Below are 15,125 nucleotides of genomic sequence, written 5' to 3' on the forward strand. Positions count from 1 at the left end.
AACACATACCCACATATCAAGCTACCTAGTATCTAGTATAATCGGCACATGTAACTAAAGCAATCTAATAGGAAAAAGGGATAAATAGAACCATAATGCATCATTGCCTGGTAAGATAATCCGGTGGAATGGCATCGGCCAACCAGACACTATCATTTCCCAGGTAAAATTGAACGCCAGCCTGGTGAGCATGCAAAGCGGCTACTACAAGAATAATGGGCTGGGATGTACGGCGCCGGGCGACCTGGAGGGCTGTCTCTCTATCTTCAGAAAGATGAACATACTGGCGCCCCATCGGTAATAAGCCAGACTGACGGATCTGCTCATATGCCGCAGGGGTTGTACCATGAAAAAGATAGGTTGGTGGGGTGGCGGCTTCACGCAGCATACGTTGTTGAATCGAGTGTCCGTAATAAGCGCGAATGCGACCGTCCCGCAACTCATAGCGCCGCTTACCAGGTAAAGCCATGACCTTCTCAATATCGCTTATTTGCAATTGTTTCCAGGCAGAACGATGCTGACACAAAGCACCAACCAATGAATCAACAGAGACCCAGCCCTCTTCATCCAATGTCAACCCAAAACTGGCTGGCTGGTGACGCAGAGCATAGGCTATGGTACGGCTAAGCTGTACCAGATCGATTTCCATCTTAATGATTCCTTTCATAGAGAATATGTCATGCACCTATCGCCACCGCGTCCCTCAAGTATAAGCTTTCGCTCCTGCGGCGCGTCGCTCAAGAAATCATCTTAAGTGTTGCAAAAAGTGCGCTGGGCGCACTTTTTGCAACACTTAAGATGATTTCTTGAGCGCTATGCTTCCCATGCTAATGGGGTCTGACATATTCAGACGGAGTATCAAGTATATTCGCCACACAAAAAATGCAGGGATGTGATTATCACCCCTGCATTTTTCAAATTCTCTTAATTGACATTGATGACAGGTATTTTCGAAACCGTCCAGCGGGAATTGGGGCTGGCAACCTCGAACTGAACCATGGAGATAGCATCAGTTGGGCAGCGCACAATACACAGGCCACAGCGAATGCACTTTTCCTCATCAATAATCATATCGGCACCACCACGCCAGTCTTCGGTATCCTCATGCATAGGATCAGCCTTAACTACGCGCGATAGACCTTCCATGCTAATACAGTCATAAGGGCAGATATCGACACAGCCAGAACACAGGATACAGATCGAAGGATCAATCATGATATTCAACTGACACTGCAAGCAGCGGCGAGCTTGAATAACAGCCTGCTCTGGTGTATAACCAGTCTCTGTCTCACGGGTATGACTATAGCGGTCTTTGAGCTCCAGTGAAGGCAACATCTGGTGTGGAATGGACTCATAATTGTCGACCATACCACGGCGGTAGTCAGGCAGCTCAACTTCTTCAGCGGGTTCAGCCGGTTTGTCCACACCGCCCAGATAGCGATTAATGGCACCAGCAGCATCACGCCCATCGCCAATCGCCGAGATCAGGTTACGAGCACCCTGGGTGAAGTCACCGCCAGCAAAAAGGCCAGGATGGTTTGTCATCCAGGTATCGATATCCAGCAGCGGCACACCCCATTTGTTAACCTCAAGTCCCAGCTCTTCAGCTGGCAACCACGATACATCGCTATACTGACCAAAGGCCGGAATAACGGTATCGACATCGATCTCGAACTCAGTGCCTGGAATGGGAACAGGGCGGCGGCGGCCACTGGCATCGGGATCGCCCAGTTTGTTACGAATAAAGCGCATGCCATTAACATGGATGCCATCCTCACTGGTAACTTCCAGCTGGGTCACAAGATAGTTAAACTCAACGTGCTCAAATACGGCCTCATCTACCTCATACTCGTCTGAGCCAGCTTCCTCTTTCGAGCGACGGTACATGATGTAGACCTTCTCGGCACCGAAGCGGATCGCCGTGCGGCTACAGTCCATGGCGGTAAAGCCAGAACCCAGCACAGCCACTTTTTTACCGATAAAGGCCGGCTCGCCATAGTTTGTCTTTTCCAGCAAGCGGATACCGTCGATAACACCGTGCAGGTCAGCACCTTTAATGACTTTATTATCGGGACCAGTCAATGCATTTGGAATATAACAACCAGCTGCCAGATAAACCGCATCATACTCTTTGAGTAGATCCGCTATCTGCACGTCGCGGCCAACACGGGTGTTGTACTTAATCTCAACACCGATATCTGCCATGTACTCATCACATTCCTCGGTAGTTACATAACGAGGAAGACGCCAGACAGGGATACCATTCACCATTACACCGCCGGCGGTTGGATACTGCTCATAAATAGTGACAGGGTAACCCATATCGCGCAAATCACGAGCGCAGGCCATACCAGCTGAGCCAGCACCCACAATTGCAACCTTTTTATCTTTGGTTACAGGAGGGCACTCGGCGTGATGGCGATACTCACGGTGATCAGAGGCAGCACGCTTCAACCAGCAGATGGAGATCGGCTTCCCATCAATTTTATTACGGCGGCAGACAGGCTCGCACGGCTTCGCACAGGTACGACCCAGCACACCAGGTACGACATTTGCCTTACGATTCAACAGATATGCTTCATCGAAACGAGCCTGCGAAATTAAGCCAATGTAGGTAGAAACATCCGTATGAGCCGGACACCCCACCTGACAAGGAATATTTGTTTGATACCAGTCCGGTGTTACAGTAACGGAACGATATCGAGCTTCCAATTCGCTATCGGGATCAATCATCTTAACCAAGTCCTTTCCTGGGCACCGGGCACTCTCTACCAGGTAGGGAGGTATGCTAGCGCCCGGAACAGGGGAGACAGCGCTGGCGGCATAAGCCGCTATTAACAGTACGGCCTATTTCCCTATAAAATTCTGATAAACATTAGACCAATACTCGTGGGAAACATAATTGCGTTTTTACTGCGCGGCTAGCACGCTTTGCTTTGAGATACGAATATCATCATGGACTAATTTTCCTTGTCAGATTATAGCATAAGGCCTGTCTCTGGAACAAGAAGAGAGCGGGTAGGAGTAACGTTACTCAAGAAGAAGGCCATGAATATGTTTCTATGATGGGCTTATTTACGTTAAAAAACTAGCTCTTGCTAATCCAGGAAGGGAGGATATACAGCCCGATCAACCAGAAATATGTATGCTTCTCAAGCGACCAAAAAGTGGCAACATTTACGTCAAAGACATAGAAAAAAAGTCGTAATTAATGGGGAAACTACGTTACAAAGATAGGGGTAGAACTGGATTGCACACTAACCGTATACTATTCGAATAGGAGATGAGGTATTTACTCTCGCCAGGCAGAAAAAATTGGTGTATACCACAAATATAAATAGCGAAAAGAGAAGGAGTCGTCAGTGAGCGATATAAGCACACCTTTAAATGACGGCATGCCAGTAATCAGTACACAAAGATTAACAAAAGCTTTTGGAAATCTTGTTGCAGTGAATGATCTTAATTTGCAGGTAATGCGGGGAGATGTATTTGGCTTCCTGGGGCCTAATGGTTCAGGCAAGACAACGACTATTCGTATGCTACTTGGACTTATTCATCCTACAGCCGGACGGGCGGTACTCTTTGGGATGGATAATGCCTATCAGCTACCTGCCATTTTGCAGCGCATTGGTGCTATTGTTGAGACACCTACTTTCTATCCATATCTTTCGGGTATCGATAATTTACGTGTAATTGCTGCCAATTCAGGCATGGTCCTGGGCAAGGCCAATAATCGACGCTATGAGGAAGTCCTGGATATAGTTGAACTCAGGCAATATCAACGGCTAGTTTATCGAAATTACTCCCTGGGTATGAAACAACGCCTGGGTATCGCGGCGGCACTGCTAGCCGATCCAGAGTTGGTAATGCTGGATGAGCCGACCAACGGCTTAGATCCGGCCGGGGTAATCGAGATTCGCAAGCTTATTCAACGCCTGGCGGGATTAGGCAAGACCATTTTCCTCTCCAGCCATATTTTGTCTGAGGTCCAACAGGTGTGTAATCGGGTCGCGATTCTGCGCAAAGGCAATCTTGTAAAACAGGGCGATGTTAAAGAGCTCTTACGTGAAAAAGAACAGGTGGAGATTCGCATGAACCAGGCAGAAGAGGTCCAGGCTGCCTTGCAGGTTTTACAGCGCTTAAAAGAGCAGGGAATCAGTTGGATGGGACATATTGCTATTGAACAAAATGCGCTACGGCAACCGGTACTTCTAGTAGATGCGCCGGCGGCTCGCTCGGCTGAAATCAATCGTTTATTGGCGCACAATGAACTATTCGCAGCAGAATTACACCCACGCGAAGGAAGTCTGGAAGCTGTGTATCTACAAGCGACCGCTCAACCCAATCAACCTGGTGAGGCCACCCCGAAAGATACGCTATATGAGCTGAATACATCGGCTGATGGCACAAAAGGAGCGGCAAAATGAGCAATCAAACAGAGTCAACATTAGAGCAGCCTGTTCCAGCCCCGGCGCGCAGTAAAAATGTAGTTATGGGTAGCCAGAGTTTTATTAATGTCCTGGGCCGCTCGATTGCCGCTGAGTTATACAAAATTCGACGCCGCGCGATGTCAAAAGTATTGAGCACGATAGCAGTAGTTACAGTCATACTAGCACTGCTTTTCACCAATTCAACCTCATCACGTCTCCTTCCAGAAGTACTCAATACAATCATCTCGGTCACCAATTTCATTGGCACAATCCTGTTTATTATTCTCGCAGGTACAATCGTAGGTGGAGAATATTCAGTGGGTAGTATTCGCTTGATGCTGACGCGAGGCCCTACCCGCATCCAATTTCTGTTAGCAAAATTAGGGGCGATTCTGGCATGCATATGTATTGCATATATATCATTGGTAGTTATTGGTATAATAACGTGGATGCTTTTAAATCTACCAACAGGTCGCACCATTGATTTGAGCGTTGTAAACGGGATATGGCTCCTACACACCGTTCTTTATTTCCTGGTTACTCTGCTCAGTGTCTTTACCTATTGCTTACTGGCAATCAGCCTGTCAACATGGGGAAAAGCTACCGCGGCAGGCGTTACAGGTGTATTAATCTGGTGGTTCCTTGAAGGTGGAATTAGTGGGCTGTTCTCGATTCTAGGCAACCGCATGCAAAATGCCTTTGGTAGTTTCCTGGCCGCAATACCAGATTATTTTATTGGTAATAATCTAGGCGCTCTACGCACCAATCAACAGAATTACATTCTGGGAGGAGCCGCAGGCTCGATCGATGATATCCACGCAGGGATTGTTATCATTGTCTACCTGCTTGTCTTTGGTGGCATCACCTGGTGGGCCTTAAAGGCGCGTGATATTACCAGTTAAAGTCATAGCTGCCCATGAAATACGAGCCAGTCAATATATGGTGTCAGGTACAATGCTTAATACACAAACAATAAAAGAGTATGCTTATAGCTTAGGATTTGATGCAGCGCGCATTACCAGCGCTGCGGCTTTTCCTGAGGCCAAACAAGTAATTCAAGAGCGCATCGGACGTGGTCTAATGGATGGCCTGCCCTGGTTTACCAGCGAACGGGCGGAAATCTCCTGCCATCCAGATGCGCTACTGCCTGAGGCACAATCCATTATTACGCTGGCACTGTGCTATTTAACCGAACAGCCAGTTGAAGCGGACGAAACGAAGCCCCATGGTCGTATCTCGCGCTATGCCTGGGGAGACGATTACCATGACATTATCAAACCCAGGTTGCAGCAATTTGCTAACTGGCTAAAAGACTATGCACGGGATGAGTGGGACCAGGATATAGAGACGCGCTTATTTGTAGATACGGGGCGGATGGTAGATCGGGCAGTCGCTCAACGCGCTGGTCTGGGTTGGTATGGTAAAAATACAAATATTCTCACTAAAGGTTGGGGCTCCTGGGTCTTTCTGGCCGAGATTGTCACCAATCTGCCGCTGCAACCAGATGAAGCGCTCAAAGCTAACTGTGGTAGCTGCGAGATATGCCTGCACGCCTGCCCGACAGGTGCCCTACCTAATCCTTATGAACTGGATAGCCCCAAGTGTATTTCATTCCTCACCATCGAACTACGTGGCAGTATTCCACTGGAAATGCGGCCATTGATGGGAAATCTCATTTTTGGCTGCGATATCTGTCAGGAAGTGTGTCCAGTCAATAAGGTGGCTGAAAAGCGTTTGGGGCTACGAGATATTCATGGCAAGCCTATTGTGCCCCTGCAAAGTATTCAGAAGCGTACCGAACAAGTGGCAGATAGCAACGCGAATAAAGTTTTTCGACCCCAGATTGAATTTCAGGCGCATCCAGCAGTAGGTAGTACTCCTGAACTTATTCCGTTGCTCTCACTGACGGAAGAAGAGTTTCGTGAACGCTTTCGGCGTAGTCCAATTAAAAGAACCAAACGGCGTGGTCTCTTACGCAATGTATGTGTCGCTTTAGGCAACAGCAAAGATCCACAGGCGATTCCTGCTCTGGAAAAGGCTTTACATGATGAGGAAGCCTTAATTCGTGGCCATGCTGCCTGGGCCCTGGGCAGTATTGGTGGCTCTTCAGCTGTGCAGGCCTTACAGGAGGCACTGACAACTGAAGAGGACGTAGAAGTGCAGAAAGAGATTAAATACGCCCTGACCATGGCCTAACACAACACGTTACTGTTTCTCAGGAACTGTTTCTATTGCCATATCCATAGACAAAAAAACACCAATGAGACTAATCTCATTGGTGAACCACTGTCAGACTAAAAGTATACCATTTCCTCAATTTTGCCGAGCGCCAGATCAGCCATCGCTGAAGCAGCGGACTCGCATCCTCAGAATGCCACGATGAAGATACTCAACGATGGGGTGAAACAAGCCGTACGATCATTAGGGCGACTTCGCTGCACCTGTTACCAGGCGTCCACGTGTCGTCTATCTACCAGGTCGTCTTCCTGGGATCTTGATCACACAAATGTGATGGGAGAACTTGTCTTGGGTGCGGCTTCGCGCTTAGATGCCTTCAGCGCTTATCCCTTCTCAACATAGCTATCCAGCTCTGGCCCGGGCAGGCCAACTGGCACACCAGCGGTTGAGCCATCTCGGTCCTCTCGTACTGGAGATGACGCCCCTCAATTCTCCTACGCCCACGACGGATAGAGACCGAACTGTCTCGCGACGTTCTGAACCCAGCTCGCGTGCCGCTTTCATGGGCGAACAGCCCAACCCTTGGGACCTACTCCAGCCCCAGGATGCGACGAGCCGACATCGAGGTGCCAAACCTTGCCGTCGATGTGAACTCTTGGGCAAGATAAGCCTGTTATCCCCGGGTAGCTTTTATCCGTTGAGCCACACTCCTTCCACTCGGGAATGTGGGATCACTAAGCCCGACTTTCGTCCCTGCTCGACCTGTCCGTCTTGCAGTCAAGCTCCCTTCTGCCTTTGCACTCTTACGGGTGATGTCCATCCACCCTGAGGGAACCTTTGGGCGCCTCCGTTACTCTTTGGGAGGCGACCGCCCCAGTCAAACTACCCGCCTGATCCTGTCCACGTCCCGGCTCACGGTGACGTGTGAGAAACAAAACACAACGAGAGTGGTATTTCACTGCTGTCTCCCCTACCCCCACAAGGATAGGTTCTCCGACTCCCACCTATGCTACGCACGCTCTGCCTCGTTTCGAGGTCAAGGTGTAGTAAAGCTCCACGGGGTCTTTTTGTCCTGTCGTGGGTAACCCGTATCTTCACGGGTACTTCAATTTCGCCGAGTCCTCTGTCGAGACAGTGCTCAACTCGTTACTCCTTTCGTGCGGGTCGGAACTTACCCGACAAGGAATTTCGCTACCTTAGGACCGTTATAGTTACGGCCGCCGTTCACCGGGGCTTAGATTCGCAGCTACGATCACCGCTCCTCGTAACCTTCCGGCACTGGGCAGGAGTCAGCCCCTATACTTCCGCTTTCGCGTTCGCAGAGACCTGTGTTTTTGGTAAACAGTCGGTTGAGCCAATTTCTTGCAACCCCCTCACGCCATCCCGAAGGACATCGCTACTAGGGCACCCCTTCTTCCGAAGGTACGGGGTCAATTTGCCGAGTTCCTTAACAGAGGGTCGCTCGATCACCTGGGGAGAGTTCCCCCTGCCTACCTGTGTCGGTTTGCGGTACGGGCGGAGTACACTCTGGCGAGAGGCTTTTCTTGGCGGCTTAGGGGCCGATGACTTCCGCGGACTGACGTCCGCTCGCTGCACGTGTCATGCACAGGAAACCGGGATTTGCCTCGGCTTCGCACTTCACCGCACAGACCCATCCTGTCCATTCGATGGGCTCACCTTCCTTACCACGTCCCCCCATTGCTCATAACGAGCTACTCCGGTGCAGGAATCTCTGACCTGCTTGCCATCGCCTACGACTATGACGTCCTCGGCTTAGGACCCGACTTACCCTGGGACGATTGACGGTGCCCAGGAACCCTCAGGCATTCGGTGTGTCTGGTTATCACAGACATGACGCTACTCATTCCGGCATTCTCACTTCTGCACGCTCCACCAGTCCTTGCGGTCTGGCTTCTCTGCCCGCAGAACGCTCCCCTACCAACCTTTCAATAGAAAGGTTCCATGGCTTCGGTACCTCGCTTGAGCCTCGATACGTTGTCGGTGCCACTACACTCGACCAGTGAGCTATTACGCACTCTTTAAATGGTGGCTGCTTCTAAGCCAACATCCTGGCTGTTTGGGCGTACTGACTCCCTTTGACACTAAGCGCGGATTTAGAGACCTTAGCCGATGGTCTGGGCTGTTTCCCTTTTGACGACGAAGCTTAGCCCCCGCCGTCTCACTTGCATGCATGCTGTCCTGGCATTCGAAGTTTGGTTGGGTTTGGTAACCTGCACGAGGCCCCTAGCCCATTCAGTGCTCTACCTCCAGGATAGTGTTTCATACAGCTGTACCTCAATACATTTCGGGGAGAACCAGCTATCTCCGTGTTCGATTGGAATTTCTCCCCTATCCACAAGTCATCCCCCAGTTTTGCAACACTGGTGGGTTCGAGCCTCGACGGACTGTCACATCCGCTTCACTCTGCTCATGGATAGCTCACACGGTTTCGGGTCGCATCGCCGCAACGTTCGCCCTCTTCAGACTCGGTTGCCCTGGGGCTCCCCAACTTTAGCGTTGGTTAACCAGGCTACGACGATGCACTCGCCGGATCATTCTACAAAAGGCACGCCATCAGCCCTTGGTTCCTCCTGGAACAGTGGCCTCTGACTGCTGGTGAGTACGTGGTTTCAGGGTCTCTTTCATCCCCCTCTCGGGGTGCTTTTCACCTTTCCCTCACGGTACTTGTTCGCTATCGGTCGCTGAAGATGTGTAGCCTTGGAGGGTGGTCCCCCCAGCTTCCCACAAGGTTTCACGTGCCTCGTGGTACTCAGGATACCGATCCACTCCTCTCGCTCGTCCTTTACGGGACTCTCACCCGCTCTGGTCACGCTTTCCAACGTGTTCAAGTAAGCAAAAGTTGTTTGTTATCGGTCCTACAACCCCAACCGTCCCGAGGGATGATTGGTTTGGGCTGGTCCCGGTTCGCTCGCCACTACTACGGGAATCTCGGTTGATTTCTTTTCGTCGGGTTACTGAGATGTTTCAGTTCACCCACTGCCCCCCGTCACTGCCTATGTGTTCAGCAGGCGGTCTCCAGACATCACTCTGGAGGAGTTGCCTCATTCGGAATCTCGGGGTTCATCGCTTGTATGCAGCTCCCCCCGAACGTTTCGCCGGTCTCCGCGTCCTTCTTCGGTCTTCAGCGCCAAGGCATCCACCTCGTACTCTGTGTAGCTTGTTCTCTTCGTTCAGATCTACATCATGTCTCTGGAATGCTTTGACTTTTTCTTAATCGAAAAAATCGATCCTCTGCTTCAACTCTGGCTGACCTGTTATTCGCTCAGCAAAATTGAAGAAATGATATTCTTTAGTTGTTAGTGTGCTTTTTAGGTGCCCCGCATCGCTCTCGTGCGGCGCTCAGATAATATGCCACACCTTGCTGACTTTGTCAACAGTTTTTTGCATATTTTTTTATCAATTAGCAAAATTAGTGCAAGCAGATCAAAAGATGGTACAGTTTTATCTATATGTGGTTGAGCTTTTATATAGGCTCAGGTAAGCCCACAGACCTCATTCATTCTCTATTGAAGAACACCCGTACAAAGCCATTTTCAACGGGCCCGATTTTTTGCTGACCTCAATGCTAGCGATAAAGACACAGAAGAAGCAAATACGCCAGTTCGTAGCGCATGGGCTACAACAAGTGCCTGAGCCCATGAAACGTCAGCGAAACGGTAACTTGACGTTTAAAGATTGTTATGCTAAAATTGTCGGAGTGTAGTATGAACCTGACAATCCACCTATCAAAAATGTGGTGTGTTGCAGTGTGACAGAGTAGTCGTGAAGAGGAACTATTAAGTAAACAATTGAAAATTTTTCTTCCAATTATTTAGGGAGGGAGAAATGCCGGCCACGTTCAGTTATGCGAACATCTTACATGCAGTCGGTCAGGTTCTTGACCAGATTGGTGTCAAGAGCATCGCGATCCATGAAGAAGAGGATGGACTCTTCGTAGAGGGTTTTAATAGTGACGGCCAGCTGCAGGTACAGATACGCTATGATATTGCTAGTCTGTATGAGTTAGTGGACAGAGCGGATAATCAGGCAGAAGAACTCACCTCGCCTCAAACCTCCGGTGTGTTAAGCCGTTTCCTCTCTGAACATCACCGCGAATTAGTTGGGGCATCACTTTAATACGTCTGAAAATAACGAGAAAGAACCGGGGGCATTCCCCGGTTCTTCTAACTTAAATTACGTGGGTAGGGGAAGTAAACTGACTACAAGATCCAATGAATGCGATTCTACTTATTACATAACCACTGTTTTCCGTAGGCCCGCATACTATCGATCACAGACACCAGGTCACATCCCTTCTCCGTCAATAAGTATTCAACGCGAGGAGGTGCTTCAGCAAATGTCTGGCGAATGACAATTCCCTCTTCTTCTAAGGAGCGGAGTCGTTCGGAAAGTGTTTTGGGGCTGATGCCCTGGAGAGAGCGTTCTAGCTGATTGAAGCGCTTGACACCAGCGGCCAAATCACGAATAATGAGTATAGTCCATTTCCCGCCCAGAATCTGAGCAGTGCGGGCGACAGGACAAATTGATTTTTCTACGAGATGATATTCTGTTAGCTCCATTACAGGTTACTCTTTTGTATCTCTTGTTCTTTCTCAACTACAGAATATACCATAGTAGGTACGCAAAGTAAAGCGCAGACCTCTCGACTTTAACCATAAAGTATGATATGCTCATAGCTAGAGGATACACTGTTAGGTAATCCGAGCACCTGAACAATCATAAATCTTGGCCTGCGCGGTTTCTCCCCATGAGAGGAGAAGGTTGTGCCCGAAGATATTGCTTTATTCATCGATTTTGAGAACATACGTTACAGTATGCTGAATATACAACGGCGAGAGCCCGACCCACAGGAACTTATTGCTGTGGCTCGCCGCTATGGTACTGTTATGGTCGCCCGCGCTTATGCGGACTGGTCTCGGCAACCGGAGCCATTTAAAGGAAGTTTAACTGCGGCAATGATCGACCGTGTTGATTGTCCAGCCAAACAAAGGGACCGTATCCGTATGGGCACGATCCACTATTCGTCATCTGGTAATACTCCAACTGGCTCTCTTGGTTCCTCAAGCTACGTTGCTGAGCAAGGAACTGGCGCTTACCCCCGACAGTGGCCCTCAAACATAACCGGTAATTCTGGTTCTCTTCCAGCAATTCAACCAGGAATGCTGAACAATGGTTGGCCCACTGAAGCGGAGTCATCGCTCTCCCTGCACGATGACCTGGATGAAAATCTTCTCACCGAAGAGGAACAGCCTCCCGATGAGCCATACGCCATGTCAGATGATCAGCAGCGCGAGTCATATCGCCAATTACCCTATGGAAATTCCTATGGTCAATCCAGCCCGACCGGCCCACTTGGGCAAAGCAATACTGGTCCTTTAGGATATTCTAATACTACTCAGCATACTGGAAATACTGGCCACATGCCCGCCGTTAATCCTGGCAATAGCACTATTGTGCAGAGTACGGTTGTGCAGAGTACGGTCGATCTGAATATGTTGATGGATATTATTGAAACTGTTTTTGATCGTCCGACCATCTCTACATTTGTGTTGATGACTGGCGATAAAGATTTTACTCGAATCAGTGCCCGTTTAAAGTTACGTTTGAACAAAACTGTTATTGTTGTTGGTATTCCAGGAACCGTCAGCCGAGATTTAATTAGTAGTGCTAATCAATTTGTGCCTCTTGTTCCAGGTGGTGTGGGCAGTACCACTGGGCAGTTACCAATTGTCCAGATGTCACCCAGCAGTTCTCTAACTGCAAGTACTGGCTCTATGCCTGCGGTAAACTTTAATAATAGCGGATCTCAGTATCAGCAATCTCCCTATGGCAGCCCACCAATGGACGTGCTTGACCCGCAATTCTTACAGTTTCTTGATTATATTGACCGCAACTGGTCCTGGCGCACAATTATTGGGGTGTCTAATTTTATTGGCGATCCAGTCAATCCAAAGAATCGTTTTCGTGGGCGTTTAACACGAGAGTCTGCACGCGAGTTGCTCAATAGCTGTATTCAGCAAAATATTCTACTCGTCCAGACTGATGCAACGGGAGCAGAGGATTTACGCTTGAATCGCACACACCCGGGTGTTGATGAAGTACTCAAACAATTTGTACGCTAAGTTTGCGTTAAGCTGACTATGTTTATTCTGTGATATTCTCAAGGAAGAACGTGAACCCGGTAAGAGCCTTCTCTCATATAAGCGGAGGCTCGACCGGGCTCTTTGTTTTTATGAGGTTACTATTTCTATTATTATTATGTCCCTCTGGAGGTTTTTATGATAGATGAGGCCCGTGTCGCATTTCTAGAGCTAATGATTACGAGTCCCAGCCCTTCTGGCTTTGAGCAACCTGTACAACAGGTCATTCGCGAAGAAATAAAAAAATATACCGACGAAGTGCGTACAGATGTACACGGCAATGTGATTGCTGCGCTGCATCCAGAAGGTACCCCGCGCGTCATGCTAACCGCTCATGGCGATGAGCTTGGTTTTCTGATCCGCTACATCGATGAGCAAGGCTTCCTTTATTTCGCTCCAATTGGGGGTTTCGATCCTTCTACCCTGCCAGGTAATCGTGTCCATGTTCATACTCCCAGTGGGCCTATTCTGGGAGTCATTGGTCGCTCGCCTGTGCATACTTTGAGCAGCGAGGATCGTGGCAAGAGCCCTAAACTCGCTGACCTGTGGATCGACATTGGCGCGAATAGCCAGGAAGATGCCAGAAAATTGGTGCCATTGGGCAGCGTGGCGACTCGCGCCGCCCAGCTAGAGCGTATGCAGAACGATGTGATTGTGTCGCGCGCGCTGGATGATAAATCCAGTGTCTTTGCGCTGGTGGAAACGATGCGCCGCCTGCATAAGAAACGTGAAGCCTTAAAAGCTGGCGTGTTCTTTGTCTCAGCGGTCCAGGAAGAGGTTGGCTCGCGTGGTGCCCAGACAGCGGCCTTTAGCGTTGATCCACTCATCGCCGTCGCGGTAGATGTCACCTTCACCTCCGACCATCCAGGTACCTCGAAAAAAGAACTGGGTGAGGTAAAGCTACATGGCGGTCCGGTGCTTTCAATCGGTGGCCATATTAACCCACGCGTCTATCAGCTGCTGGTCAAAGCAGCAGAAGAAGCTGGCATAGCCTGGCAGATTGATCCGCAGGCGGCCCGCACCTCGACCGACACTGACGTTATTCAGGTCGTACGCGGTGGTGTGGCTACCGCCCTGGTAAGCATCCCCTGTCGCTATCTCCACACTGGTTCAGAGATTGCTTCGTTAAAAGATATTGATGAAGTTGCTGAATTGCTGACGCGCTTCGTGCTGGCCCTGGATAAAGATACTAACGTTATTCCATAACCACGCCAACCAGAACAGAAGACACAAACGGGACCCGTGGGCAAATATCACGTGATGTTTGCCCACGGGTCCCGTTAATCTCTGGCCCGCTAGAGGTACTTAGTTAGTAAAACGATCATTCGCTCTTGTTACGCAGCGATTGCTCTAACCAATCCACGGCATCTTTAGCTTCTTTCAAGCCTACTCCGGTCTTTTCGCGATAATATTTGATGGCTAGAATCTTTTGTCCGGCCAGGATCATCGTCTGGAGTTCCTCTGTATTGATTTGATCTGTATTGATTTGATCGGAAATTCGATACGAGCCCTTCAGTTCTCTCTCAATCGCATCCACTGCGTGCTTGGCTTCTTTCAAACCTACCCCGGTATGCTGCCGATATGCCTTAATGGCAAAAATCTTATCTTTATATGTAAGATACCAGACAATCTCTTCATGGAAGCTTAACGAAGAGGGCTTCTCAGGATATGGATTCTGGCCCCACTTTTTTAAACTTTCAAAGATGCGCATAAACAACCTCCGGCCTTGATCTTTCACGTAGCTTAAAGATGTGTTTGCATAAATTACATGGGTGGCATCTGTTGTGGATATTCGGCTTTGGGTTGGTAAGGATCCTCTTGCACCTGCTCAGGAGCCTGCTCATAAGTTTCTGCTGAAGCGCCAGGATACTCGTTTACCGGCGCTTGATACTGATAACCCTGCTGATATGGCTGATAGTAAGACCGACCCTCTTCAGGCTGCTCGCGCGGCTGTGGCGTGGGCTGGTAATAAGGTTGCTGCGGAGGATTCTGCGTACCTGGAGTGTAGTATGGCTGCGATTGATTCGACGTCCAGGACCGCGTGCTCATACGACTGATAAACGCAATTAGCGCCAGGACCAGGAAGCCGATAAAAATGAAACCCCAGAAACTTTTAGGAAGAACCCACCAGAATGCGAAGAAAAGCCACCATGGAAAACCATAAAAACCTCTCTGCCTCCGATATTCTCGTGGGCCTCTTGGACGATAGTTAAACCAGAACATGCTTTATTCCTCCTCGCAGTTGTATGTGCGAGCATACTTCTATCTCTCTTGCAATGAAGAATATTACCAATAGTTATAAGCAACCATATAGAAATATAACATTTAGCAATTTCAATGTCAAGTGTTAGCTAAT

11 protein-coding genes and 1 rRNA gene are annotated in these 15,125 nt (G+C 49.2%); 6 read left to right on the top strand and 6 right to left on the bottom strand.

Annotated features, from left to right (window positions below; all coding sequences use genetic code 11):
• Positions 1-100: 100 nt before the first annotated feature.
• Both EL645_RS07915 and EL645_RS07920 read right to left on the bottom strand, forming a co-directional pair.
• A complete protein-coding gene (locus EL645_RS07915) occupies positions 101-649 on the bottom strand; it encodes an RNA 2'-phosphotransferase (RefSeq protein ID WP_126549518.1) in 549 nt (182 codons plus the stop codon).
• Positions 650-924: 275 nt separating this feature from the next.
• Entirely contained in the window at positions 925-2,733 is a 1,809-nt protein-coding gene (locus EL645_RS07920; protein ID WP_126549519.1) for an FAD-dependent oxidoreductase, read from the bottom strand.
• Positions 2,734-3,362: 629 nt separating this feature from the next.
• Here EL645_RS07920 and EL645_RS07925 point away from each other — a divergent pair.
• From EL645_RS07925 to queG, 3 genes are read left to right on the top strand one after another with little or no spacing between them, the layout of a single operon-like run.
• A complete protein-coding gene (locus tag EL645_RS07925) occupies positions 3,363-4,427 on the top strand; it encodes an ABC transporter ATP-binding protein (protein ID WP_246035314.1) in 1,065 nt (354 codons plus the stop codon).
• Complete coding sequence (locus tag EL645_RS07930) at positions 4,424-5,332, top strand: ABC transporter permease (RefSeq protein ID WP_126549520.1); 909 nt, start codon at positions 4,424-4,426, stop codon at positions 5,330-5,332. Before EL645_RS07925 ends, EL645_RS07930 begins: the two co-directional genes overlap by 4 nt.
• A gap of 52 nt (positions 5,333-5,384) precedes the next feature.
• Positions 5,385-6,626 (top strand): tRNA epoxyqueuosine(34) reductase QueG, encoded by a 1,242-nt coding sequence (gene queG, locus EL645_RS07935; protein ID WP_161977214.1) that lies wholly within the window; start codon positions 5,385-5,387, stop codon positions 6,624-6,626.
• A gap of 205 nt (positions 6,627-6,831) precedes the next feature.
• Here queG and EL645_RS07940 read toward each other — a convergent pair.
• Positions 6,832-9,792: ribosomal RNA gene (locus tag EL645_RS07940) — 23S ribosomal RNA — on the bottom strand.
• A gap of 662 nt (positions 9,793-10,454) precedes the next feature.
• Between EL645_RS07940 and EL645_RS07945 the strand changes: the two genes are divergently transcribed.
• Positions 10,455-10,745, top strand: a complete 291-nt coding sequence (locus EL645_RS07945; protein WP_126549522.1) for a hypothetical protein — start codon at positions 10,455-10,457, stop codon at positions 10,743-10,745.
• Between the two features lie 107 nt (positions 10,746-10,852).
• Here EL645_RS07945 and EL645_RS07950 read toward each other — a convergent pair whose 3' ends face one another.
• The gene (locus tag EL645_RS07950; RefSeq protein ID WP_126549523.1) at positions 10,853-11,188 is read right to left on the bottom strand and encodes a winged helix-turn-helix transcriptional regulator; all 336 of its coding nucleotides are present in this window, start codon (positions 11,186-11,188) and stop codon (positions 10,853-10,855) included.
• 204 nt (positions 11,189-11,392) lie between these two features.
• Here EL645_RS07950 and EL645_RS07955 point away from each other — a divergent pair, with 204 nt between their 5' ends.
• Positions 11,393-12,751 (top strand): NYN domain-containing protein, encoded by a 1,359-nt coding sequence (locus EL645_RS07955; protein WP_126549524.1) that lies wholly within the window; start codon positions 11,393-11,395, stop codon positions 12,749-12,751.
• 156 nt (positions 12,752-12,907) lie between these two features.
• Positions 12,908-13,975, top strand: a complete 1,068-nt coding sequence (locus EL645_RS07960) for a M42 family metallopeptidase (protein ID WP_218031782.1) — start codon at positions 12,908-12,910, stop codon at positions 13,973-13,975.
• 115 nt (positions 13,976-14,090) lie between these two features.
• Here EL645_RS07960 and EL645_RS40825 read toward each other — a convergent pair whose 3' ends face one another.
• Positions 14,091-14,480: a ribosomal protein L7/L12 gene (locus tag EL645_RS40825; RefSeq protein WP_218031783.1), complete on the bottom strand. Its 390-nt coding sequence runs from the start codon at positions 14,478-14,480 to the stop codon at positions 14,091-14,093.
• Positions 14,481-14,533: 53 nt separating this feature from the next.
• Complete coding sequence (locus EL645_RS07975) at positions 14,534-14,992, bottom strand: acetate uptake transporter family protein (RefSeq protein WP_126549525.1); 459 nt, start codon at positions 14,990-14,992, stop codon at positions 14,534-14,536.
• Between the last annotated feature and the right edge of the window lie 133 nt (positions 14,993-15,125).

Origin of the sequence: Dictyobacter kobayashii (genome assembly GCF_003967555.1) — a bacterium.
Classification (GTDB): domain Bacteria; phylum Chloroflexota; class Ktedonobacteria; order Ktedonobacterales; family Ktedonobacteraceae; genus Dictyobacter; species Dictyobacter kobayashii.